20 protein-coding genes, 1 tRNA gene and 1 rRNA gene are annotated in these 23,029 nt (G+C 50.2%); 19 read left to right on the forward strand and 3 right to left on the reverse strand.

Features of this window, described 5'->3' with window-relative positions; translation table 11 throughout:
• The 5 genes from rrf to HF894_RS06615 all read left to right on the forward strand — a co-directional run.
• A 5S ribosomal RNA gene (gene rrf, locus HF894_RS06595) occupies window positions 1–91 on the forward strand; the annotation flags it as partial.
• A gap of 424 nt (window positions 92–515) precedes the next feature.
• Window positions 516–1,373 carry an ABC transporter ATP-binding protein gene (locus tag HF894_RS06600; RefSeq protein ID WP_204972668.1) on the forward strand — a complete coding sequence of 286 codons (858 nt, stop codon included), beginning with the start codon at window positions 516–518 and terminating at the stop codon, window positions 1,371–1,373.
• Window positions 1,374–1,393: 20 nt separating this feature from the next.
• Window positions 1,394–2,224: a hypothetical protein gene (locus HF894_RS06605; RefSeq protein WP_204972670.1), complete on the forward strand. Its 831-nt coding sequence runs from the start codon at window positions 1,394–1,396 to the stop codon at window positions 2,222–2,224.
• Window positions 2,225–2,226: 2 nt separating this feature from the next.
• Window positions 2,227–2,610 (forward strand): GntR family transcriptional regulator, encoded by a 384-nt coding sequence (locus HF894_RS06610; protein ID WP_075318805.1) that lies wholly within the window; start codon window positions 2,227–2,229, stop codon window positions 2,608–2,610.
• On the forward strand, window positions 2,607–3,452 hold the full coding sequence (locus HF894_RS06615; RefSeq protein ID WP_204972672.1) for a hypothetical protein: 846 nt from the start codon (window positions 2,607–2,609) through the stop codon (window positions 3,450–3,452). Before HF894_RS06610 ends, HF894_RS06615 begins: the two co-directional genes overlap by 4 nt.
• A 55-nt stretch (window positions 3,453–3,507) precedes the next feature.
• Here the strand turns inward: HF894_RS06615 and HF894_RS06620 are convergent.
• A tRNA-Met gene (locus HF894_RS06620) sits at window positions 3,508–3,583 on the reverse strand.
• A 141-nt stretch (window positions 3,584–3,724) separates the two neighbouring features.
• Here HF894_RS06620 and HF894_RS06625 point away from each other — a divergent pair.
• The 4 genes from HF894_RS06625 (at window position 3,725) to HF894_RS06640 (ending at window position 8,393) form a co-directional block, all read left to right on the forward strand.
• Complete coding sequence (locus HF894_RS06625) at window positions 3,725–4,324, forward strand: TetR/AcrR family transcriptional regulator (protein ID WP_021847652.1); 600 nt, start codon at window positions 3,725–3,727, stop codon at window positions 4,322–4,324.
• 65 nt (window positions 4,325–4,389) lie between these two features.
• The gene (gene fabG, locus HF894_RS06630; RefSeq protein WP_075318803.1) at window positions 4,390–5,136 is read left to right on the forward strand and encodes a 3-oxoacyl-[acyl-carrier-protein] reductase; all 747 of its coding nucleotides are present in this window, start codon (window positions 4,390–4,392) and stop codon (window positions 5,134–5,136) included.
• 12 nt (window positions 5,137–5,148) lie between these two features.
• Window positions 5,149–5,823: an RluA family pseudouridine synthase gene (locus tag HF894_RS06635; RefSeq protein ID WP_021847650.1), complete on the forward strand. Its 675-nt coding sequence runs from the start codon at window positions 5,149–5,151 to the stop codon at window positions 5,821–5,823.
• Window positions 5,824–5,852: 29 nt separating this feature from the next.
• Window positions 5,853–8,393: a S9 family peptidase gene (locus HF894_RS06640; protein ID WP_204972674.1), complete on the forward strand. Its 2,541-nt coding sequence runs from the start codon at window positions 5,853–5,855 to the stop codon at window positions 8,391–8,393.
• Window positions 8,394–8,893: 500 nt separating this feature from the next.
• On the opposite strand, the gene HF894_RS06645 is transcribed toward HF894_RS06640, so the two are convergent.
• Window positions 8,894–10,255: a sigma-54-dependent transcriptional regulator gene (locus tag HF894_RS06645; protein ID WP_204972676.1), complete on the reverse strand. Its 1,362-nt coding sequence runs from the start codon at window positions 10,253–10,255 to the stop codon at window positions 8,894–8,896.
• Window positions 10,256–10,343: 88 nt separating this feature from the next.
• Here HF894_RS06645 and HF894_RS06650 point away from each other — a divergent pair, with 88 nt between their 5' ends.
• The 5 genes from HF894_RS06650 to HF894_RS06670 all read left to right on the forward strand — a co-directional run bounded on the left by HF894_RS06650 (window position 10,344) and on the right by HF894_RS06670 (window position 14,870).
• Window positions 10,344–11,180: a peptidylprolyl isomerase gene (locus HF894_RS06650; RefSeq protein WP_021848757.1), complete on the forward strand. Its 837-nt coding sequence runs from the start codon at window positions 10,344–10,346 to the stop codon at window positions 11,178–11,180.
• Window positions 11,181–11,202: 22 nt separating this feature from the next.
• Window positions 11,203–12,438, forward strand: a complete 1,236-nt coding sequence (locus HF894_RS06655) for a M16 family metallopeptidase (protein WP_204972678.1) — start codon at window positions 11,203–11,205, stop codon at window positions 12,436–12,438.
• 349 nt (window positions 12,439–12,787) lie between these two features.
• Window positions 12,788–14,062, forward strand: coding sequence for an ATP-binding protein (locus HF894_RS06660; RefSeq protein WP_204972680.1), 1,275 nt, complete (start codon window positions 12,788–12,790; stop codon window positions 14,060–14,062).
• 153 nt (window positions 14,063–14,215) lie between these two features.
• On the forward strand, window positions 14,216–14,488 hold the full coding sequence (locus HF894_RS06665) for a DUF4160 domain-containing protein (RefSeq protein ID WP_204972682.1): 273 nt from the start codon (window positions 14,216–14,218) through the stop codon (window positions 14,486–14,488).
• The gene (locus tag HF894_RS06670) at window positions 14,463–14,870 is read left to right on the forward strand and encodes a DUF2442 domain-containing protein (protein ID WP_021848753.1); all 408 of its coding nucleotides are present in this window, start codon (window positions 14,463–14,465) and stop codon (window positions 14,868–14,870) included. The genes HF894_RS06665 and HF894_RS06670 overlap by 26 nt, the downstream gene beginning before the upstream one ends.
• Before the next feature lie 244 nt (window positions 14,871–15,114).
• On the opposite strand, the gene HF894_RS06675 is transcribed toward HF894_RS06670, so the two are convergent.
• Window positions 15,115–16,413, reverse strand: a complete 1,299-nt coding sequence (locus HF894_RS06675) for an ATP-binding protein (protein WP_204969979.1) — start codon at window positions 16,411–16,413, stop codon at window positions 15,115–15,117.
• A gap of 180 nt (window positions 16,414–16,593) precedes the next feature.
• Here HF894_RS06675 and HF894_RS06680 point away from each other — a divergent pair, with 180 nt between their 5' ends.
• The 5 genes from HF894_RS06680 to holB all read left to right on the forward strand — a co-directional run bounded on the left by HF894_RS06680 (window position 16,594) and on the right by holB (window position 23,018).
• On the forward strand, window positions 16,594–18,279 hold the full coding sequence (locus HF894_RS06680) for an ATP-binding protein (protein WP_204969978.1): 1,686 nt from the start codon (window positions 16,594–16,596) through the stop codon (window positions 18,277–18,279).
• 126 nt (window positions 18,280–18,405) lie between these two features.
• The gene (locus HF894_RS06685; RefSeq protein ID WP_021848750.1) at window positions 18,406–19,608 is read left to right on the forward strand and encodes a TlpA family protein disulfide reductase; all 1,203 of its coding nucleotides are present in this window, start codon (window positions 18,406–18,408) and stop codon (window positions 19,606–19,608) included.
• Window positions 19,609–19,630: 22 nt separating this feature from the next.
• On the forward strand, window positions 19,631–20,824 hold the full coding sequence (locus tag HF894_RS06690) for a TlpA family protein disulfide reductase (protein ID WP_204972684.1): 1,194 nt from the start codon (window positions 19,631–19,633) through the stop codon (window positions 20,822–20,824).
• 104 nt (window positions 20,825–20,928) lie between these two features.
• Entirely contained in the window at window positions 20,929–21,882 is a 954-nt protein-coding gene (gene metF, locus HF894_RS06695; protein WP_021848748.1) for a methylenetetrahydrofolate reductase [NAD(P)H], read from the forward strand.
• Window positions 21,883–21,896: 14 nt separating this feature from the next.
• Window positions 21,897–23,018, forward strand: a complete 1,122-nt coding sequence (gene holB, locus HF894_RS06700) for a DNA polymerase III subunit delta' (RefSeq protein WP_204972686.1) — start codon at window positions 21,897–21,899, stop codon at window positions 23,016–23,018.
• The last annotated feature ends 11 nt before the right edge of the window (window positions 23,019–23,029 follow it).

The raw sequence follows: 23,029 nt of genomic DNA on the forward strand, positions 1-23,029 counted from the left end.
GGTTCCACCTCTTCCCATTCCGAACAGAGAAGTTAAGCCCGGTCACGCCGATGGTACTGCGTAACAGTGGGAGAGTAGGTCGCCGCCGTTTTCCTTCAGAAGTCCTCCGTAACAATCTTGTTGCGGGGGACTTTGTTTTTTATGCCCGCCGGGAGAATCCCTATCTCTTCCATGCAGTGCTTTCTGGCCTCCTCATGAAGCGCTTCGTTATGCCCTCAGCAAGTGCTTCGTCACATCCTCACGCAGTGCTTCGTTGCACCCTCATATTGTACTTCGTCATTCTTTTATCCAGTGCTTCGTTGCATTCCTAGCTTCTGTTTTCTGCCTTTCTGTATAAAATCTATTTTTCTTGCTAAGTTTTTTTCCTTTTTCTTTGTGCATGTACATTCTTTTACTACATTTGCAGTGTACTATTAATCTAATACACTATTGTTCTTCAGAAGTTATGGGTGATAGGCCTTTAATCCGTTATTTCAGGAGGATACTGGTGATGGAACATCAAATATTAATATGTTATGCTACAAGTAGAGAATATTTCGTTCAGTTATGGACGCAGGAAGCCCGAGGTGTTGTCGGACTTTTCGTTTTCCCTGGAGAAAGGCCGGGTGTATGGGCTGTTGGGGAAAAATGGAGTGGGCAAGTCCACTCTGTTGTATCTGATGTGCGGACTGCTGACGCCCAAGCATGGCCGCGTGATGTATCATGGGGTGGATATGCGGAGACGCCTGCCCGAAACGCTTCGGGATGTATTTCTGGTACCCGAGGAATTTGACTTGCCTGCCGTTTCACTGGTTCAGTTTGTGGAGCTGAACAGCCCGTTCTATCCCAACTTCAGCAAGGAGGACATGATGACCTATCTGCATCTGTTCGAGATGGATTGGAACATCCATCTGGGCGGGTTGTCGATGGGGCAGAAGAAGAAAGTGTTCATGAGTTTTGCACTCGCCACGCATACCTCGCTGCTGCTGATGGACGAACCGACCAACGGACTGGACATCATGGCGAAGAGCCAGTTCCGTAAGTTCATCGCCTCGGGCATGTCGGACGAGCGGACGATTGTAATCTCCACCCATCAGGTGAGAGACATTGACAATGTGCTGGACCATGTGGTGATTATGAACAACAGCCGCGTGCTGCTCGACGAGTCCATCGTCCGCGTGACTGAACGGTTGGCTTTTGTGGAGAGCGATAGCCCTGCTCTGGCCGAGGAGGCTTTGTACAAACTGCCTTCGGTTCAAGGCAACAGCCTGCTGCTGCCCAACCGCGAGGGCGTAGAGACGAAGCTCAATCTGGAGCTGCTCTTCGGTGCCGTATTGGCCGACCCCGAGAAGATAAAGGAATTGTTTCATTCTAAAGTGGAGGAGGAGAGATGATGCGTGATCGTTTTTTCAGCATGCCGCGTTTTCTGGATTACTGTCAGAAAGATTTGGTGGAGAACTGGCGGACGAATGTGTTGCGGCTGGTAGTGATGTATGGCGCTTTGGCTGTCATATTCATCTGGATGGGCTATTTGGAATATCATTGGGATTCGAGCAATGCAACTCTCTATCTGGAAAGACTTCAAATGTCGGATTCCCAATACAGGGACCCGGTTTGGGGTGCCCAGTTTGGAGTAGGATGTTTCCTTATCTTTATCATGGGAACTTTGAGTGCCTCGTTCGTGATGGAATTCATGAAAGACAAGCGCCGTCGGATTTCGGCTCTGATGCTGCCGGCCACGATGTTCGAGAAGTACTTCTCCCGTTGGTTCATTTATACGCTGGTCTTTCTGCTAGCCTATGCCGTAGCTTTTGTATTGGCGGACCTGACACGTGTATTGGTCTATTCGCTGGCCTATCCTGATTTCACTCAAGTGATACAGACGTTCCCCTACGGACGGTTGGGAGATGAAACCATATTTCCTCATTTCTTCAGTACAGGACGGTGGACGCTCTTTAGTTTTTCCTTCTACTTTGCCGTCCAGAGCGCCTATGTGCTGGGCAGCGCCTTGTGGCCGAAGAATGCGTTCATTAAGACCTCGGCAGCTTTGATTGTTGTTATCTCTATCTTTGTGGCCGTACTGGTTTCGCTGGTCAAATCGCTGACCTTCGGTCCTTATGGTCCCGACATGGAGGAAGAAACGGTGATGACGCTGTTCACTTGCCTCTTGTTTGCCTTTGCCATCTTCTGCTGGGTGACGGCCTATTATCGTTTGAAGGAAGCAGAAATCATTAATCGTTGGTAAGTATGGATTTTAGAGATACGAAAGCTATTTATCTGCAGATTGCCGACCGCATCTGCGACGAAGTACTGGTGGGAAAGTTTGCCGAAGACGGCCGCATTCCCTCGGTGCGCGAGTATGCCGCCGTGGTGGAGGTGAATGCCAACACGGTGATGCGTTCGTTCGATCAGCTCCAGTCGCAGGGTATCATTTACAACAAGCGGGGCATCGGCTACTTTGTGGCCGCGGGTGCCCGCGAGCGGATTCTCGCCCTGCGCAAGGAGCAGTTCCTGACGAACGAGGTCGATTATTTTTTCAAACAGCTGTACACGCTGGGCATTTCCGATGCCGAACTGGCGGCGATGTACCGCGATTATGCCAAGAATCAAGAAAAGAATAACAAGTTATGAAACGAACAACTTATGTAATATTGGGTGTGCTGCTGGCCCTTTTGGCTGGTATGAGTGCCACCATTATCTATTGGGGAACGCACAGCGGAAGCGCGTCGGACATGACCATCCGTTTGGAAGGAGAAGAGCGTGTGCGTCCGTTGCCTGCCTGTAAGGTCATAAGATTCCGCATGGATAGAATGCTGCATAAACAAGATGGCAACGACGAGTTGAATTATTATTTGGCCGTTAATAATAATAATATCCGTCTGAAAGTGACTTCGGCAGACACTACTGCTGGAAGCCTCTTTTATGTAGCCGATATAGAGGAATTTATGGACTTTCAATCGCAGGGAGATACGTTGGACATTGTGTTCAGCTTTCCGCCCGAGAAATTGAAGAAGAAAATGCCACATGGAAAAATACCTTCCTATTTTAGCCTGCAGGCTGAGCCTTTGGAATTGCGCTTGCCCGAAAGCGTTGAGTGCTTGAAAGGAGAGGTGTTTGATGCAGTAGAGTTGCAGGACTTGCAACGCGATTCGCTGTTCATTGATTTCCTCCACAGTCCTGCCACAGTGTTTGTGCAGAATTCCCACTTCCGTGCTCTGTCTGCCTTGTCGCGTCAGTTGTGTTTGAATAGCGGTTCTGTGGACCGTTTGTATCTGAATTTGGGCGGACTGTATAATTTTAAGGTTGAAACAGACTCCTTCCGCATCGATACCGAATACTTGAGCGGCTCAAGGAATGTGGACTTCCAGGCAGATCCGCAGGAATGCCGTCGTATTCTGTGGAATCCCCTGTCGAAGAATGCCAAGCTGAATCTGAAAATAAAGAATCCAAGTGAAATCCTCCTGCGTGAATAAGCGGGAGGAGAGGATAAAATGAAAAAAGGAATTGCGATTGCAATTCCTTTTTTATTGGTTGCGGAGGCAAGACTCGAACTTACGACCTTTGGGTTATGAGCCCAACGAGCTACCAACTGCTCCACTCCGCGATGTTCTTGATTTCGGGTGCAAAGGTACGACTTATTTTTGAAAAAACAAATATTCGGCAGATATTTTTTTTATTTCTTGTGTGATAATGGGAAATGTCTTACTTTTGCACAGATTAATACGCAATGTGCAATTATTAAACCATGCCGTTATCCAAGACCAGAGCCCAGTTAGTGGACGTCGCCCGTCAGCTTTTTGCGAAGATGGGCGTCGAGAACACCACGATGAACGACATCGCCCTCGCTTCGAAGAAAGGACGACGCACGCTCTATACCTACTTCAAGAGCAAGGAGGATATCTACCTGGCCGTGGTCGAGTCGCAGCTGGACATCCTGCTGGACACCATGAAGCGTGTGGCCGACAAGCACATTTCGCCCGACGAGAAGATGCTCGAGATGATCTACACCCGCCTGGACGTGGTGAAGGAAGTGGTCTACCGCAACGGTACGCTCCGTGCCGACTTCTTCCGCGACATCTGGAAGGTGGAGAAGGCACGCAAGCGGTTCGACGAAAAAGAGGTGCAGCTCTTCAAGGACGTGTTGCGCGAGGGTATGGAGACGGGCGTCTTTCAGATAGACGACCTCGACATGACGGCCGAGCTGGTGCACTATTGTGTGAAAGGTATCGAGGTGCCCTATATCCGCGGACAGATCGGAGCCAATCTGGACGACGCCACACGCGACAAGTACGTGGCACGCATCGTCTTCGGCGCCCTGCACCGCAAGGATCCGAAAGCACTGTGATACGGAGCGGAAAAGATAGTTTTACAACGAAGAAAAGATACTTTTAATTTTTAAACAATACGATTATGGGATTATTAACTGGAAAAACAGCCATCGTAACTGGTGCCGCACGTGGTATCGGTAAGGCTATCGCATTGAAGTTCGCCGCTGAAGGCGCCAATGTAGCATTTACGGACCTGCTAATCGACGAGAACGCCGAGAATACTGCCAAAGAAATCGAAGCCATGGGCGTGAAGGCCAAGGCTTACGCTTCGAACGCAGCCAACTTCGAGGATACGGCCAAGGTGGTAGAGGCCATCCATCAGGACTTCGGTCGCATCGACATCCTGGTGAACAACGCCGGCATCACCCGCGACGGCCTGATGATGCGCATGAGCGAGCAGCAGTGGGATATGGTCATCAACGTGAACCTGAAGTCGGCATTCAACTTCATCCACGCCTGTACGCCCATCATGATGCGCCAGAAAGCCGGCAGCATCATCAACATGGCTTCTGTAGTAGGTGTTCATGGCAATGCCGGACAGGCCAACTACTCGGCTTCGAAGGCTGGTATGATTGCTCTGGCGAAGTCTATCGCTCAGGAACTCGGCTCACGCGGCATCCGTGCCAACGCCATCGCTCCGGGCTTCATCATCACAGCCATGACCGACGCCCTGTCCGACGAAGTGAAGGCCGAATGGTGCAAGAAGATTCCTTTGCGCCGTGGCGGTACGCCCGAAGACGTGGCCAACGTGGCTACCTTCCTGGCATCCGACATGTCGTCCTACGTTTCGGGTCAGGTGATCCAGATCGACGGTGGTATGAACATGTAATGCAGCATTGAGATGACCGTCGTTTACGAGGACAATCACATCATTATCGTCAACAAGACCGCTTCGGAGATTGTTCAGGGAGACAAGACGGGCGACGTGCCCCTTTCGGAAACCGTCAAGCAGTATCTGAAAGAGAAGTACCACAAGCCCGGCAACGTCTTTATCGGTGTGACCCATCGCCTGGACCGCCCTGTGAGCGGTCTTGTTGTCTTTGCCAAGACCAGCAAGGCCCTGTCGCGCCTGAACGAGATGTTCAAGAACAGCGAGGTGAAGAAGACCTACTGGGCCATCGTGAAGCAGACGCCCGCCGAGACCGAGGGCGAGCTGGTGAACTACCTGGTGCGCAACGAGAAGCAGAACAAGAGCTACGCCTACGACACCGAGAAGCCCGGCAGCAAGAAGGCCATCCTGCACTATCGGCTCATCGCCCGTTCGGACAATTACAGCCTGCTGGAGGTGGACTTGAAGACAGGCCGCCATCATCAGATCCGTTGCCAATTGGCCAAGATGGGCTGCCCCATCAAGGGCGACCTGAAGTATGGCTTTCCCCGCTCCAATCCCGACGGCAGTATCTGCCTGCATGCCCGCCGCGTGCGCTTCGTCCATCCTGTTTCGAAGGAACTGATCGATGTGGTGGCTCCCGTTCCGTCGGACAATCTGTGGCGCAGCCTCACAAGTTCTTTGTAAAACCTGTATTTTGAAAACACTGATTTTCTATGAAAAAAAGACTGATACTCCCGGCATTGCTGCTCTGTGCAGGAATGTCCCTGCAGGCGCAGCAACAGCAGGCGTCTGCTTTCTACCTGCGTCCCGCCGTATCGTTGCGGGCACCCCTCCAAGGGGATAGCATCAACTTCACGGGCGACAAGTTTGCCATGAAGGAACTGTTGAAAACCAAAGTGAACTTGGATTTCGACTCCTATACTTACGACCGCGTCGAGGCCGATACCGCCGGCTATGTCCGTGTAGCCCGTGCCGACCGTGACAACCTGCTCTACCTCTTTGCTACCAACCTGCGTGCCGAGCACTTCATGAAGGGCAAGCTCAAGGTGTCTTCGCCCGTCCGCTTCGAAGTGTTCGTCAACGGCGTGTCCAAGCATGTGAAGGATGCCGCTCAGGACAGCCTCTCGCAGGTGCATCCCGCTGAAATCAGCCTGCGTCTGGAGCCCGAAGCCGATAACGAAATCGTCATCAAGCTCCTTGCCTCGGCCGACGACAAGGCCGAACCCGTATTGAAGTGCACCTTCGAGGGCGATAAGGACTTCGAGAACGTGCCCTTCCACATGGCTCCCGACCTGAAGCGCCGCCTGTCGCTCTACAATACCGCCTTCGGACAGAAAGTCTACTCCGTCTCCCTCTCGCCCGACGGCAAGTACCTGCTGACCTATTATTGGGACAACTATTCCACCAAGCGCTCGCGCACGTGGCAGGAGCTGACCGAAGTGAAGACCGGTCGCATGATCCATCCCAACGTGCCCACCAATGCCCGCTGGATGCCCGTAAGCAGCAAGCTCTACTATACCGTGACGGGTGACGAAAAGAACGACTTGATTGTCTTCGATCCCGCCACCATGCGCGAGGAGACGGTGATGGCCAACCTGCCGGAGGGACGATTCACCTGGTCGCCCACGGAAGATTACCTCATTTATTCGTCTTCAGACGAAGGCGAGAAGGTCAGCGGCCCCCTGAAGCGCATGCTGATGCCCGACGACCGCATCCCCGGCTCGCGCAACCGCTCCTATCTGGTGAAGTACGATCTGAAGACGGGCGTTTCCGAGCGCTTGACCTATGGTTCGCGTCCCGTCTACCTGAACGATATCTCCTGGGACGGTGCCAAGCTGCTTTGCACCACGTCGAAACCCAACATCACGAAGTGTCCCTACAGCCTGACCACCCTGTTCGAAATCGACCTGAACACGATGAAGGCCGATACGCTGGTGCGTGAGGACGCCTACCTCAACTCCGCCTCCTATTCGCCCGACAACCGTCAGCTGGTGCTGATCGGCAGTCCCGAGGCCTTCGGTGGCATCGGCAAGAATTGTGGTTCGCATCCCATTGCCAACGACTTCGACACGCAGGCTTTCCTGATGGACCTGACTACTAAGGAGATAACGCCCATCACGCGCGACTTCAATCCGTCGGTGTCTCTCCTGCAATGGAACCGTACGGACGGCTGCATCTATTTCAATACCACCGACAAAGACTGCCAGCACATCTACCGCTATACGCCGAAGAAAGGCACGTTCGAGATGCTCCCCCTGGCCGAAGATGTCATTTCGTCCTTTACGCTGGCCGACAAGGCTCCCCAGGTGGCAGCCTATGTAGGCGGTGGCAACACCTCGACCGGCGTGGCCTATCTGTACGACGGCAAGAAACAGACATCCAAGCTGCTGGCCAATCCGATGCAGAAGACGCTGGACAAGATTGAGTTCGGCCGCATGGAAGAATGGAACTTCACGGCTTCGGACGGTACGACAATTGAAGGCATGATGTGTCTGCCTCCCGACTTCGATCCCGAGAAGAAATATCCGCTGATTGTCTACTACTATGGTGGTACTACACCCACTACGCGTGGCATGACCTCGCCCTACAGTCCGCAGCTCTTCGCTTCGCGCGACTATGTGGTTTATGTCATCCAGCCCAGCGGTACCATCGGCTACGGACAGGAATTCTCTGCCCGCCACGTCAATGCCTGGGGCGACTATACGGCCGACAACATCATCGAGGGTACCAAGAAATTCTGTGAGGCCCATCCGTTTGTCAATGCCGAGCGCATCGGTTGCCTGGGTGCCTCGTATGGCGGCTTCATGACCATGTATCTGCAGACCAAGACCGACATCTTTGCCGCTGCCGCCTCGCATGCCGGCATCAGCAACGTCACCAGCTACTGGGGTGAAGGCTATTGGGGCTATTCCTACAACGCCATTGCCGCTGCAGGCAGTTATCCCTGGTCGCAGCCCGACCTCTTCACCAAGCACGGCGCCCTGTTCAATGCCGACAAGATCCACACGCCCCTGTTGCTCCTGCACGGTACGGCCGACACCAATGTGCCCATCGGCGAGAGCATCCAGCTGTACAATGCGTTGAAGATTCTGGGCCGGACGGTGGAATTCATTACCGTGGATGGTGAGAACCACTTCATTGCCGACTACGACAAACGTGTCCAGTGGCACAACTCTATCATGGCGTGGTTTGCCAAGTGGTTGCAGGACAGCCCCGAATGGTGGAACGACCTGTATCCCGAACGTCATTGGTAAGCGTAGAAAAACGTCAAAACGATAAAAAAGAAAAAGCCGCCCCCAGAATAGACAAGACGGGGCGGCTTTTTTCTTGTTAGTGGCTTACTGTTGTTCAGCAACTTGGGCAGATGTTTAGTTTGATGGGGATGGATTGTTTCATGACCGATGAATAGTAGGGCTGAAAATCTTCGGTTTTTTGAATTTAGCTCTCCTGGCAACTTCCTGAAGGGAAGTGTGCCAAAGAGAGCTCTCCACAAACAAACATAAACAGGGCTGCTACAATACTAACGTTTTACTTTCACTTGCTTTTGAGTATATATATATTGTTTAGGTTTAAGTTAGTCTGTTCAAGCAAGCGTTTGCTTACATGTAGAAAGGCTCAAATAGTGTGCCAGAAAACTCACTGTTTTCTTATGTTTTTGATAAACAGTCTATTAGAATCTAGCTGGCTGGAGGGGAAGTGTGGAAAAGGTTGTGGATGTGTGGAGGCGGGTGGGGAATATTTCCCCACTTTTATTCTACAATGAGTCCGACAGGTTGTAGAGTTTCAGTTTGTTGTATAGCGTCTTGCGGTCGATTCCCAGCATCTGGGCCGCGCGGCTTTTGTTGTTGCCGGTCTGGCGTAGGGCTTCCAGAATATGTTGTTTTTCCGTTTCTTCGTTGCGCAGGGATATGTTGGCGGTTGGCGTGTTGGCCGTCTGCTGCAGGTCGGAGAGCTCGTTCATGGTGATGAACTTTCCTGTAGCAAGCAGGGTGGCGCGGCGCACCATGTTCTTCATCTGGCGCAGGTTGCCCGGCCAATGATATTCGGTCAGGGCTTTGGAAGCCGCTTCGTCAAATCCCGTCAGATGCTTGTCCATTTCGCGGTTGGCCTGGTCGAGGAAGAAGTTGGCGAAGAGCAGGATGTCCTCGTGGCGGTCCTTCAGTTGTGGCATGCGCAGGGTGAACTCGTTGATGCGGTGGTACAGGTCTTCACGGAAGTGGCCGCGTTCGATAGCCTGCTCCAGGTTTTCGTTGGTAGCCGACACCAGACGCACGTCCACCTGTATCTCCTTGTTCGAGCCGATGGGGCGTATCTTGCGTTCCTGCAGGGCGCGGAGCAGCTGTATCTGTACTTCGTAGCTCAGGTTTCCGATTTCGTCCAGGAAGATGGTACCGCCGTTGGCCGCTACGAAGGCGCCCGTCTTGTCGGTCAGGGCGCCGGTGAAGGCTCCCTTCACATGGCCGAAGAACTCGGAGGCTGCCAGTTCCTTGGGGATGGCACCGCAGTCGATGGCGATGAACGGATATTGGGCACGTTTGCTCAGCTGGTGGATGCGGTGAGCCACATACTCCTTGCCCGTGCCGCTGGCACCGTTGATGAGTACGGACATGTTGGTGGGTGCCACCAGCTTCACGTAGTTGTAGAGCTGCTTGGCGGCATCGCTTTCTCCCTCCAGAAAGTCCGACGCCGGTTCGGCTGGGGCATGCGCCGGTTTGGCCGGAGCTTCTTCCTGTGACTTGGCGGCCGCTTCCCGTAGGGGAGTCTTCAGCGCTTCCTCCATTTTCTTCAGCAGTTCGTCGGGATTGACGGGCTTGGCTACGTAGTCCTGCGCTCCCAGCTTCATGGCCTGTACGGCCGACTGGATGTCCGCATAGCCGGTCATGATGATCAGTGGTGTCTGTCGTCCCTGTTCCCTCATCCACTTCAGCAGGTCGATGCCGTCGCGGTCGGGCAGGCGGAGGTCCGACAATATCAGGTCTATGGCATCCGATTCGACCATTTTCTGGGCACGCGCGATGCTGCTGGCCGATTGTACCTGAAAACCTTTCTTCGTGAGCCATGTCTTCAGGATCATGCTGTAAGTGATGTCATCTTCTACTATTAATATAGATTTCATAGCCTGAATTTTATTTTAATGTTACAAAGGTAAGTGGTTTTGGCTGATTTTAGTATATTTGCAGACTTAAATTAAACAAAAAGATAGAATGAAAAGGATTTCATTTGTATTATTAACCATACTGACTTGCTGCCTTGTGGCCTGCAAGTCAGAGAAAAAAGCCAGAAACATGAGCGAAGAAACCAGACTGAAGATTGAGACCACCGCCGGCGACATCGTGGTGAAACTGTATAACGAAACGCCGAAACACCGTGATAACTTTATCAAGTTGGCCGAGGACGGCACCTACGAGGGCACCCTCTTTCATCGTGTCATCAAGGACTTCATGATCCAGGCAGGCGACCCCGAGTCGAAGAACGCTGCCAAGGGTCAGATGCTGGGGTCGGGCGACGTGGGCTACACCGTGCCTGCCGAGTTTGTCTATCCCAAGTATTTCCATAAGAAAGGCGCCCTGTCCGCTGCCCGCCAGGGAGACAATGTCAACCCTGAGAAAGCTTCGTCGGGTTGCCAGTTCTACATCGTGACCGGCAAGGTTTATAGCGATTCCACCCTGCTGGGCATGGAGCAGCAGATGAACCAGATGCGCTTCAACAACCTGTTCAACACGCTGGCCTCCAAGCATGCCAAGGACATTTACAAGATGCGCAAGGCAGGCGATCAGGAAGGACTGATGAACTTGCAGGACACCCTGATTGCGCAGGTAGAGAAGCAGTTGGCCGGCCAGCCCGAGTTCCGCTTTACACCCGAGCAGGTGAAGGCATACACCACCGTGGGCGGTACACCCCATCTGGACGGCGAATACACCGTTTTCGGCGAAGTGCTGGAAGGCATGGAAGTGGTCGACAAGATCCAGCGGGTGAAGACCGACCGCAACGACCGTCCCGAGGAAGACGTGAAGATCATCAAGGTCGAAGTGTTGGATTGAAAGGTCTGGGGGAGAGCAGGGTATGTTCAAGATTAACCGACTGACACTGGACAACGGCCTGAAACTGGTGCACTACGAGGATGCCAGTACGCAGATGGTGGCGCTGAACATCGTTTACGATGTCGGTGCACGCGACGAGCATCCCCGGCACACCGGCTTTGCCCACCTCTTCGAACACCTCATGTTCGGAGGCTCCCTGCACATCCCCGACTATGACATGCCGCTCCAGCTGGCGGGCGGCGAGAACAACGCCTGGACGAACAACGACATCACCAACTATTACCTCACCGTGCCCAAGGCAAACGTGGAGACGGGCTTCTGGTTGGAGTCCGACCGCATGTTGGGCCTCGACTTCAGCGAGCGCAGCCTGGAGGTACAGCGTGCGGTGGTGATGGAGGAGTTCAAGCAGCGTTGCCTCAACCAGCCCTACGGCGACGTGGGCCATCTCATCCGTCCGCTGGCCTATCGTGTCCATCCCTATCAGTGGCCCACCATCGGCAAGGAGCTGGAGCACATTGCACAGGCCACGCTCGACGAGGTGAAGGACTTCTTCTACCGCCACTATGCGCCCAACAATGCCGTGCTGGCCGTCACGGGCAACATCGGTTGGGAAGAAACCGTGCGCCTTGCGCAGAAATGGTTCGGCCCCATCCCCCGTCGCGAAGTGCCCGAACGCCGCTTGCCGCAGGAACCTGAGCAGACCGAAGAACGCCGCCTCTGCGTGGAGCGTCCCGTTCCCCTCGACGCGCTCTTCATGGCTTTTCACATGTGCCGCCGCGACGATCCCGACTATTACGCGTTCGACATTCTGTCCGATATTCTTTCCAACGGCCGCTCCAGCCGCCTGAACCTCCGCCTGGTGCAGGAGCGCAAACTCTTCTCCAGCATCGACGCCTACATTTCCGGCAGCCGCGATGCCGGTCTGCTTCACATCAGCGGCAAGCCCTCGCCGGGTGTTTCCCTCGACGAAGCCGAGGCCGCCGTCCGTGCCGAACTGGAATTGCTCCGTCGGGAGCTTGTAGACGAGCCGGAACTGGAGAAGGTGAAAAACAAGTTCGAGGCTTCCCAGATATTTGGTAATATGAATTACCTGAACGTAGCCACCAATCTCGCCTGGTTCGAACTGACGGGGCAGGCCGACGACATCAACCGCGAGGTAGACAACTATCGTGCCGTCACGGCCGACCGTCTGCGTCAGGTGGCCGATCGGGCTTTCCGTCGCGAAAACGGCGTGGTGCTCCACTATCGCAAAGGCTGACCGATGCTGTGAAACAACGCTTTTGACGACTTTCTTCCGGTGAAGTTTCACTGTATTCGCTTGTATATTAGCGAGTTGTGTTGAAATTTGCCTGCTGGTTCATGTTTCACCTCCGTGACTTTTCCTGCCTTTCAAGCAAATTCTTGATTGTTCGTGTGTTGCAGTTGTTTTGAAAGCGTGAGGCCGGAATGGTACGATCTTCCTTGGGATGGAAATAATCTTGATTTGCCAAATTGCCAAACGAAATTACGCCAAATTACCAAACGATTTTCCGCCAAATTGCCAAATTTGTATTATGATTTGTTTGATTTTCAGGCAATTTCCGTATCTTTGCAAAAACTAAGTATTCATGGAATATAGAAATCGAATAGCAGATAAATTATTGCGTGATAAATTAGAAGCAATGGGGGCTGTTTTAATAGAGGGTCCCAAGGCTTGTGGTAAAACCACTACGGCTGAACAACAGGCTAAGAGCATCATTTATATGGATGACCCAGCCAAACAAGAACAATATAAACAGATGGCACAGACTAACATCCGTTTTTTGCTTGAAGGAAAAACTCCACGCCTGATTGATGAATGGCAACAAGTTCCTCAGTTTTGGGATGCCATTCGGTTTGAGGTGGATCATAGAGATGAAGACGGGCAATTCATGCTTATAGGGTCTGCCGTACCTGTTGATGCTAAAGAAATACATCACACAGGAACTGGAAGATATGGATGGCTTACCATGCGCCCTATGACTCTGTGGGAATCTGGTGAATCTACCGGTGAAATCAGTTTGTCAGATTTGTTTCTTGCGCCGGACAAAATAGGTGCTTTAAATAAACTTACATTACCAATGCTTGCATTTGTTGTTTGCCGTGGCGGGTGGCCTAAATCTTTGGCTAAAAAATCGGAAAAGGCAGCATTGCTGCAAGCAGCGGAATATTATAAAGCCATTACAAGCAGTGACATATCGCGAGTTGATAATGTGAAAAGAAACGAGGAGCGGGCAAAGAGAATCATGAGGTCATATGCCCGACATCAAGGTTCACAGGCTAGTATTGCAACAATTCTTGCGGATATATCAACAAATGAGACGGAAGAGGTTAGCGATGAAACGGTAGGAACATATCTTACTGCTTTGCGAAAAATATTTGTTATAGAGGATATGCCTGCATGGAATCCTAATTTAAGAAGTAAAACCGCGGTACGCACATCCGACACAAGGTATTATGTCGATCCTTCGGTGGGAGTAGCTGCTTTAGGACTTGGTCCTAATGACTTGATTAATGATCTGAATACTTTCGGATTGTTTTTTGAGACGATGTGTATCCGGGATCTTCGTGTTTATGCAGATGCTTTGGATGGATCGGTCTATCATTATAGAGACAAAAATGGTTTGGAATGTGATGCGGTGGTGCATTTGCGTAATGGGGCGTATGGTCTTGTTGAAATAAAATTAGGCGGAGACAAACTTATTGAAGAAGGCGCAAAGACATTAATCGCACTTGCCAATATTATTGATACCTCCCGAATGAAAGCACCTGCATTTTGTATGGTATTGACCGGTGTAGGTGACTTTGCTTACAGGCGGACAGATGGAGTTTATGTTGTTCCTATTGGGTGTTTGAAAGATTAAATTGCTGTGAAACAACGCTTTTGACGACTTTTTTCCGGTGAAGTTTCACCGTATTCGCTTGTATATTAGAACGTTGCGTTGAAACTTGTTCTGCCGTTTGGAGGTATCGTAAATAATACCTATATTTGTCTTGTGATAAAAGCGAATTAGGGTATGCCGGAAATATTCAGAGCCTTTGGATTTTCGTTCATGTTTTTTAGTCGCGAACATGAACCGATACATGTGCATGCCGTAGGAAAAGACGGCATGGCGAAATATGTATGGGATGGAAACGAGTTTGTTTTCTACGAACAACGCGGAATCAAGGCTCAGGATTTGAAGAGAATAGGCATGATGATAGAGGAAAATAGCGATATAATCATTAGGCATTGGAACAAGTATTTTGGAAAGGAGGCTGACAATGAAGATTACGAGAATATGGTTTGATGGTGAATATCTTTATGGTCTGGGGGATAATGGGAAGACCTATCGTCAATCCTTGCTATGGTATCCCGGATTGATGCAGGCAAACGAAGCGGAAAGGGAAGATTATACGATGAGTGTAGTCGGGATACATTGGCGTACGCTTGATGTGGATGTAAGCTTTGAGAGCTTTGAATACGAAGATGCGGAACCTACCAAATTGCAACGGTTCTTCCTTCTGCATAAGGAAATTAATGTGTCCGAATTTGCGAGACTTGTCGGGATAAACGCCACCCTTTTGCGTAATTATATCAACGGTTTCAAGAAACCGTCGAAGGAACGGGAAAATCAGATTTTATGTCAGATACACAAACTGAGCGAAGAATACGCCCAAGTTGTATTTTAGTTCATGTTTCACCTCCGTGAAACCTTATCTTTCACTGTAAATATTTGATTTTTAGCTTGTTTAGCTTGTTGTGAAAGCGTGAAGCCGGAATCGGACAAACTTCGTTCACTTCTGTTCGGCAACATGGCAGGTCTTCGGTGCTAACTATGGACTTTAGGCAACTAACTATCTACTTTAGCGCGCTAACTATGGACTTTGGCGCGCTAATGATGGATACATATACCCAATGCCTCAAATACGTGTTTCAGTTATCTCGAAACAGAATGGAGGCGGCATATAGCGGAACGTTGGTCATCCAATCCTGGTTGCGGTAATCGGACATGGAAAAACGGAGGCCGTGCAACCCTTTATTGGCAGCGACAAAACAAGCTAAGGATTTTGAACGCAGGTTTTCCTCCGCCTTTACTTCTATCGGAACGATGTCGCTGCCATGCTGTATGATAAAATCAATCTCCAGTTTTGCATCGTTGCTGTAGTAGAATACAGAACTTTCGCATGTGGCTGTCAGCTGGCTCATGACATAGTTTTCCGTAAATGCGCCTTTGGCTTCCTCCATGCCGTTGTCGGCAATCAACAGTCTTTCTGCCGGTGTTTCACTCATGGCGCCCAGCAGTCCACAATCCAAAAGGAACAGTTTGAAAGCAGAGATGTCGGCATAAAATTTCAATGGAATCTTGGGTTGGGAAATTCTTTCGGCCTTGTACACCAGACCTGCATCCAGCAGCCACTGAATGGCTGCCTCGAAATCCTTGGCCCGTGCACCGGGACGGACAACGCCATAGATGAATTTCTTGTTTTCCTTTACAAGTTGGGAAGGCATCGACTGCCAGACCATACCTATGCGGTTAGCCTCCGAGGCGGATACATGTTTTGACATATCCTGCCGATAGGTAAAGAGTATGTTGTTTTGTACCGTCCTTACTTTCCTGGCATCATTTGATGATACGAACTCAGCCACAGCTTCCGGCATTCCTCCCACAAAGTAATACTCTCTCAAAGACTTGACATACTCGTTTTTGAGAAGCTTGACAGTAGCCCAGTCCTTAGCCCGTAGGATGTCAACCATTTGTTTCTTTCCTTTGGCCAACAGAAACTCATCAAAGGTCATGGGATAGATGTGCAATACGTCCACTTTGCCAACCGGAAAAGATTCTCCCCGGTGCATGGCTATTCCCAACAGTGAACCTGCCACGGCAACATGATATTGCGGTGCGTTCTCATAGAAATACTTCAAGACCGACAAACCGCGCGGTGCTTCCTGTATTTCGTCCAGAATAATCAATGTCTTACCGGCTTCGATACTCTGCCCGGTAATGGCGCCGATGGCCAACAAGATACGCCGCATGTCGTAATCTTCCGAAAACAGATTTCTGGCCAGTTCGTTGTTGTCACAATTGATATAAGCGACATTGGCGAACTCTTGTTCTCCGAAATGTTTAAGGATGTAAGTTTTTCCCACCTGACGCGCTCCGGCCAATACAAGAGGCTTCCGGCCTTTTTTGTTTTTCCAGACTTTTAGTTGCTCAATGATGTTTCTATGCATAATCCTTGTATTTCTGATGATTCCGATGCAAAAATACATATTTCCGACCGAACTTTAATGGGATATGCGCATTTTCCTGACCGAATATTTTGATGTATAATACATTTTTCCGACCGAATATTCTTGAAATCATTCTTCTACGAAGTCAATCTGCTGATTTTTTTGTATGTTTGCACGCGTATGATACATGACCGTGTAATAAAGCCCCTCTATCCCTTGTGCGTGCTGGCAGTCTTGTTGTGGACCGCCTGCACCCATGCCGACTATTCCCGACGGATGGTCGAAGCCGACCGTGTGATGGACCTGTACCCCGACAGTGCCCTCCGCCTGTTGCAGGATATCTCTCCCTCGAATCTGGACGAGGGCGACCGCATGCGCCATCGGTTGCTGACGGTGGAGGCGGAGTGCCGTAACGGACAGATGCCGGCCAGCGACTCCTTGCTGTGGCCGGTCATCGGCTATTTCCATCAGGCAGGCGATGTCTTTTGGGAGGCGCGGGGCGAGTACAACCGCGGCTGCATCCTTTATCAGAATCATCGGCAGGCGGGGCAGGCGTTGGACATCTTCCAGCGGGTAAAGACACTGATGGAACAATGTGGAAATACCTGGTGGCTTGGGCGGACGTATGGCCGCATGGCTTATATCTATCACAGTCAGGGGATGCTTTCGCAGGCTGATTCTCTCTATTGCAAGGCGGAACAAATATGTGTGCAAGTGGGCGATACTGCATTGTGGCTTGAAATTTTAGAACGAAGGAGTATTTATCTGATTGCTAAAGGTGAGGATTGTTATAAGGGAGCAGAAACATTATTGTTAAAAGCTTATCGATTAGCTAATCATAAGCAATTAATAAATCATCAAAAGAAAAGTGTACTTACTTTGAGCCAGTTGTATAGCTATATGCAGGACGGTAGACGTGCCTTGCAATTTGCTCGTGAGGCTTGGAGGCTGGAATCGGATACCGCACGGAGGTATATGTCCAGTTTGCTGATAGGTGAGGCTCATTATAAACTGAATCATTATGACTCCGCTATGGTTTGGCTGGAAAGGACGGTTGTGTGCCGTCCTTCTCTGGCTGTTCGTTCGGCAGCCTATATGCGTTTGGCTGATATTGCCGAAGAACTGGGAGATGTGGAAAAAGCATTGATGTATCAGAAAAAATATCAGCAGGCGGAATATGACCTTGCCGGGCGGGCACAGCAGGTGGCCGAGATCCGATTAACGGAACAGGATCAGGCACATCAGCAGGAACAGGCGCAAATGAAGCGGCTGATTCTGATTTGTTTGGCGGCGATTGGTGTATTGGCTGTTTGTATTGTGCTGTTGTTGGGATGGCGGATCAGGGAGCGGAAACGCCGCCGCAGGCAGATGGATACGTTGATGAAGTACTGGTGGCAGGAACATTGGATACTCTTGTCCGCAGAACCGTCGGCGGCCGAACCGGAAGTGAGGCTTCTGCCTCCTCCTGCGGAACGGGAGGAACAGTCGGCGTTCAACTTCGACAACCTGTCGGCTTGTCTGCAGGAGACGGAACCGTACGCCAAAGCCAAACGTATCCTGGCTCATTATAAATCGTATGCGGACTATGAGGAACACTTCACCGTGGAAGATCAGGACCAGCTGCTTCATTACATCGACCTTTATACCGACGGATTCATCACCCGACTGAAGAAGAAGGCTTCGCTTTCGGAGAACGACCTCCGCTTTTGCGGGCTTCATCTGTTAGGATGGTCCACTCAGGAGATTGCCGTCCTGCTGGAAAAAGACCGCTCCGGTGTGTACAAGCGGCAGAAACGTCTCCTGCATCAATATTTCCCGGATGCGGGCGACGAAAAGCTGGAAAAGGTGTTGAAAAGCATCAAATAGCCCCGTTCCACACTTTTCCACCTAAAAAAGTTTGTGGAAACCCGAAAATTCCACAAAAATTCCACAAATCCGGTGATTTCAAAGGGCTAATTTTGGAGTATTAAAAGCAAAATACATAGTTAACAAATGAAGGCATTGATTCTATTTTTAATTTCTTTATGGACGGGAAATTCCTTTGCTCAAACCTCTGTAGAAAAGAATGAGGGAGGAACCACTATTGTAAAGCTGTATCTGGACGACTATGTTTGTAGTGAAAGTCAGTGGGTTTATTTACATGGTTATAAGGACTGGGTTTCCGGAAACGAATGTACGATTTTCGATTCTGTATTTGTTGCCCAAGGAGAGCATGTCGTCCAATTGCAAACATATATTCCAGAAGCCCAAGCCGTGAATATTCTTTTTGAGAAACAAGGACCACTCAATATGCAGCTGGCGATAGAACCGAATTCCAGTTTGGGGATAACTGTGTGTGAAGAGGATGGTGATGTTTCCATCTTTAAAAGAGCTGGGCAAGGTGGTTCGTTAAATAACCGTTTACATGATTTCCTGAAAGAAAGATCGGAATATTTACGGCGAATCGGAACATTGCATCAAGAGAAAAAAGCAGAGGAAGCACAACGTTTGGAAAGAAATACCTTTGAAAAACGGTGTACGATGCTGTTGAATGCTGATGTGGCGGAAGAAGCTTATGAAATGGCCGTTTGCTTGAAGATTGATTTTCGTTCTTATTCAGAGGAAGTTGCTGATATATTAGAGCAAATTGCTTTAAAGTTTCCTACGTCAGGTTTGATTCAAGAGTATATGCATAAGAAAAAGGGCTTACCTGCAACTGCAGAAGCTCGAAAATGTTCTTTGCGTATACAGGAGTTAAGGAAAAAAAGGAAAGACATCCTATTTTATCCTCAAAAGATTGGCGATGAATTGATTTTGTCTTTTCCAGATGCTATGGGAAATGAACTTACTACTGATCATCGTGCTGAGGATTTTGTACTGATAGATTTTTGGGCAAGTTGGTGTGTACCTTGTAGAAAGGAAATGCCTGATATAAAGAAAGTTCAAGAGCAATATGGTAAGCGGTTACTTGTTTATGCCATTTCTTTGGATACGGATAGAAAAGCCTGGCAGGCAGCTATTGGTAAAGATGGTACCGGAAGTTTTGTACATGTAATCGGTACGTATCCCAACGGACAACCTACACAAAATATGAAACGAATGCGAGTGCATTCCATTCCGAAGAATTTGCTTCTTGATAAGAACCAACGTATTATCGCTAAAGATTTGCATGGCGATGAACTGATGCAATTGTTGGACAGTCTGATGAACCAATAAATAGGATATGTTTTTAATGCTTATGAGAAAATTACTTTGTAATCTGTTGTTTATCTTCCTCTTGTTAGTTCTGTCCGCCTATTCGTCGGGCAGTAAGGATGAAAAGAAAAACGTAGAAATCACTTTGTTTCTGGATAAAGACATGACCGAGGTAGGGCAGAATGTGTTTGTATGGTCTTTCATATCTGGGAACGAACAGCGGATATGGGACTCTGTGTATGTGGCTCCTCATTCGGATTCGGTTACTTTGCGGGCCTATACTCCTGCAGGTAATTATTTTAAGGTAATCTTTGACAAGATAGGACCGAGTTCTTTGAATGTGTATGCCAATCCAGGCGATCGGGTGAAAATGCGTGTGGGAAGCAGAGACCGGAATACGGTGTTCAAGAAGGCAGAAGAAGGTGATTTTCATAATGATTGTGTTGAAAGTATTCTGTCGAAGCGTCCCGATTGGATTAAGAAGCATGAGGCGGACGAATTGGAAAATGAGGACAGTATCTGTTACTACAACCGGAAATTGATAGAGGCTTATAAGGATGAGATTTATCATGCAAAGTCTCCCTATTTGGCCTTTTCGGGAGTTGGTATGATCGATATGTATTTCGAAGATATCGTGACTTCGGATTCCATCCGTTATTTCAAGAATTATGTAATGGAACGGTATCCTGATGATCCGCGTGCACAGTCCGATTATGCACACGATCCTTCGCCGGAAGGTCTTGTGCAAGCCAATAAGATTAAGGAAATAAATATGCGCCGCAACATCAATGAAAATGTTCTGAGAAATACAAAGCTTGGCAACCGCTTGAAGCTTGCTTTGCGGAATGTGGACGGGAAAGTCGTTTCGTTGGACGATTTGCCGGATACGGCTTATATGTATGTGGACATTTGGGCCAGCTGGTGCGGTCCTTGCCGGAGACAGTTCCCCACTATCAAGAAAGTGCATGAGAAATATGCAGGCTCTCTGACCGTCTACGCCATTTCCATTGATTTGAACCACACGTTGTGGAAAGAAGCGATTGCCAAAGACGGGACGGAGGATTTTGTACATGTGACAGGGGCAAATAACTTGCGGGAAGTGGTGCCGGAAGTACGTTTGTTGGGTATCGAAAGAATCCCGCGCAATTTCCTGTTGGATAAGCAGAAAAAGATTATCGCTGTTGATTTGACGGGCGATGAACTGATGCAGCGAATGGATAGCTTGGTGGGGAAATAAAGAAATCGAGGAAAAAGCCCTGTTGTTTGTTAGTTTTTTCTTACTTTTGTCCCAATATGCGCTTATGGGCGCATCGCAGAATAACTAAACAAACGGCATAGCCAATGAAAGTAGTAGACTTGATAAACAGTAACCAGCATACCGCCTTCTCCTTCGAGGTACTTCCACCTCTGAAGGGGACAGGCATCGAGAAGCTGTACGCCACCATAGACCTCCTGCGCGAGTTCGACCCCAAATACATCAATATCACCACCCACCGGAGCGAGTATGTCTATCAGGAACTGGGCAACGGACTTTACCAGCGGAAGCGCCTGAGACGCAGACCGGGCACGGTAGCCGTGGCGGCAGCCATACAGAACAAATACGGACTGACTACGGTTCCCCACTTGTTGTGCAGCGGATTTACGCGCGAGGACACGGAGTATGTCCTGCTGGATCTTCAGTTCCTGGGTATCACCGACCTGCTGGTGCTTCGCGGCGACAAGGCGAAGCACGAGGCGCGCTTTGTGCCCGAAGAGGGCGGGTATTCACATGCCATCGAACTGGAAGAACAGATCAACCGTTTCAACCAGGGCATCTTCGAGGATGGAAGTCCGATGACCGTGACGCGCACGCCCTTCAGCTACGGCGTAGCCTGTTATCCCGAGAAACATGACGAGGCTCCCAACCTGGAGAGCGACCTGATGTGGCTGAAACGGAAGGTGGATGCCGGTGCGCAGTATGCCGTGACGCAGTTGTTCTATGACAACAATCGTTACTTCGACTTCGTGGAGCGTGCCCGCAAGGCGGGTATTACGGTGCCTATCATACCGGGCATCAAGCCCTTGAAACGCGCTGCACAGTTGAGCATTATCCCCAAGACATTCAAGGTGGACATTCCACAGGAACTGGCTGAGGAAGTGGAGCGTTGCAAGGACGACGAACAGGTGAAACAGGTGGGCATCGAGTGGTGCGTGCGCCAATGTCGCGAGCTGATGGCCCACGGTGTGCCGAGCCTGCATTTCTATTCTGTGGCGGCTGAAGACAGCATACGCGAGGTGGCGAAACAGATTTTTTAAATGGAAAATTGAGAATGTTCGGTTTCGAGGATGTCATAGGGCAAAAGGATGTGGTCGGCCGTCTGAAAGCGGAGGTGGAGCAGGGGCGTACGGCCCATGCACTGCTGTTGACGGGGCCGAGGGGAGCGGGAAAGCTGCCTTTGGCGCTGGCGCTGGCACGGCGTCTGTGCTGCATGCACCCCGAAGGCGGGGAAGCTTGTGGACAGTGTGTCTCGTGTCGTCAGTGGGAAAAACTGGCTCATCCTGACGTACATTTTGTCTTTCCCATCGTGAACAACAAGAAGGTGAGCGACGACTACCTGCCCTTGTGGCGGAAGATGCTCATGGAAAGTACCTATACCGACCTGGGGCACTGGATGGAACTGATAGACGCCGGAAATACGCAACCTTTGATTTATGCTCCCGAAAGCGACCAGACATTTCGTAAACTGAGTCTGAAGTCCAGCCAAGGCGGATGGAGGGTCGTTGTGGTGTGGTTGCCCGAACGCATGAACGAGGCTTGCGCCAACAAGATGTTGAAGTTGCTGGAAGAACCGCCCGAGCGGACTGCTTTCCTGATGGTGAGCGAAGAGCCCGAACGGTTGCTGCCTACCATCGTGAGCCGCACGCAGCGTATCTACGTGCCCCGCATTGAGGAAGAGGATATGGTCCGTGTATTGACAACCCGATACGGACAGACCGAGGAAGAGGCGCATTCGATGGCTCACAGGGCTGACGGAAGTTTCCTGAAGGTGCTGGAAATGATGGGGCAGAGCGGCGAGCAGGCTTTGTGTTTCGAACTTTTTACCCGGCTGATGCGTCTGGCCTGGCAGCGTGACATACGTGGCATGAAGGCCTGGAGTGAGCAGGTGGCTGTCTTGGGGCGTGAACGGCAGAAGATGTTTCTGGAATATGCCCAGCGGATGGTACGTGAGAATTTTATTGCAAACTTCCACCGGGGAGAAATGAACTATATGGGACCTGACGAACAGCAGTTTGCTACGCGTTTTGCTCCTTTCGTCAACGAGCGGAACATCGTCGGGATGACCGACCTGCTCGGTAAGGCTCAGGAACACATCCAGCAGAATGTGAATCCGCGAATGGTGTTCTTCGATCTGATACTGAACATGACGGTGCTGATTAAAATGAAAAATTGAGAATTGAAAAT

The organism is Caecibacteroides pullorum, from assembly GCF_019239235.1.
GTDB classification, from domain to species: domain Bacteria; phylum Bacteroidota; class Bacteroidia; order Bacteroidales; family Bacteroidaceae; genus Bacteroides; species Bacteroides pullorum.

What these genes read in the sequence shown, in the direction of transcription:
- fabG (WP_075318803.1), top strand. Translation starts at nt 4,390, where the DNA reads ATGGGATTATTAACTGGAAAAACAGCCATCGTAACTGGTGCCGCACGT.
- HF894_RS06665 (WP_204972682.1), top strand. Translation starts at nt 14,216, where the DNA reads ATGCCGGAAATATTCAGAGCCTTTGGATTTTCGTTCATGTTTTTTAGT.
- HF894_RS06635 (WP_021847650.1), top strand. Translation starts at nt 5,149, where the DNA reads ATGACCGTCGTTTACGAGGACAATCACATCATTATCGTCAACAAGACC.
- HF894_RS06680 (WP_204969978.1), top strand. Translation starts at nt 16,594, where the DNA reads ATGATACATGACCGTGTAATAAAGCCCCTCTATCCCTTGTGCGTGCTG.
- holB (WP_204972686.1), top strand. Translation starts at nt 21,897, where the DNA reads ATGTTCGGTTTCGAGGATGTCATAGGGCAAAAGGATGTGGTCGGCCGT.
- HF894_RS06645 (WP_204972676.1), bottom strand. Translation starts at nt 10,255, where the DNA reads ATGAAATCTATATTAATAGTAGAAGATGACATCACTTACAGCATGATC.
- HF894_RS06640 (WP_204972674.1), top strand. Translation starts at nt 5,853, where the DNA reads ATGAAAAAAAGACTGATACTCCCGGCATTGCTGCTCTGTGCAGGAATG.
- HF894_RS06690 (WP_204972684.1), top strand. Translation starts at nt 19,631, where the DNA reads ATGAGAAAATTACTTTGTAATCTGTTGTTTATCTTCCTCTTGTTAGTT.
- HF894_RS06660 (WP_204972680.1), top strand. Translation starts at nt 12,788, where the DNA reads ATGGAATATAGAAATCGAATAGCAGATAAATTATTGCGTGATAAATTA.
- HF894_RS06625 (WP_021847652.1), top strand. Translation starts at nt 3,725, where the DNA reads ATGCCGTTATCCAAGACCAGAGCCCAGTTAGTGGACGTCGCCCGTCAG.
- HF894_RS06650 (WP_021848757.1), top strand. Translation starts at nt 10,344, where the DNA reads ATGAAAAGGATTTCATTTGTATTATTAACCATACTGACTTGCTGCCTT.
- HF894_RS06675 (WP_204969979.1), bottom strand. Translation starts at nt 16,413, where the DNA reads ATGCATAGAAACATCATTGAGCAACTAAAAGTCTGGAAAAACAAAAAA.
- metF (WP_021848748.1), top strand. Translation starts at nt 20,929, where the DNA reads ATGAAAGTAGTAGACTTGATAAACAGTAACCAGCATACCGCCTTCTCC.
- HF894_RS06670 (WP_021848753.1), top strand. Translation starts at nt 14,463, where the DNA reads ATGAAGATTACGAGAATATGGTTTGATGGTGAATATCTTTATGGTCTG.
- HF894_RS06655 (WP_204972678.1), top strand. Translation starts at nt 11,203, where the DNA reads ATGTTCAAGATTAACCGACTGACACTGGACAACGGCCTGAAACTGGTG.
- HF894_RS06600 (WP_204972668.1), top strand. Translation starts at nt 516, where the DNA reads ATGCTACAAGTAGAGAATATTTCGTTCAGTTATGGACGCAGGAAGCCC.
- HF894_RS06610 (WP_075318805.1), top strand. Translation starts at nt 2,227, where the DNA reads ATGGATTTTAGAGATACGAAAGCTATTTATCTGCAGATTGCCGACCGC.
- HF894_RS06615 (WP_204972672.1), top strand. Translation starts at nt 2,607, where the DNA reads ATGAAACGAACAACTTATGTAATATTGGGTGTGCTGCTGGCCCTTTTG.
- HF894_RS06605 (WP_204972670.1), top strand. Translation starts at nt 1,394, where the DNA reads ATGCCGCGTTTTCTGGATTACTGTCAGAAAGATTTGGTGGAGAACTGG.
- HF894_RS06685 (WP_021848750.1), top strand. Translation starts at nt 18,406, where the DNA reads ATGAAGGCATTGATTCTATTTTTAATTTCTTTATGGACGGGAAATTCC.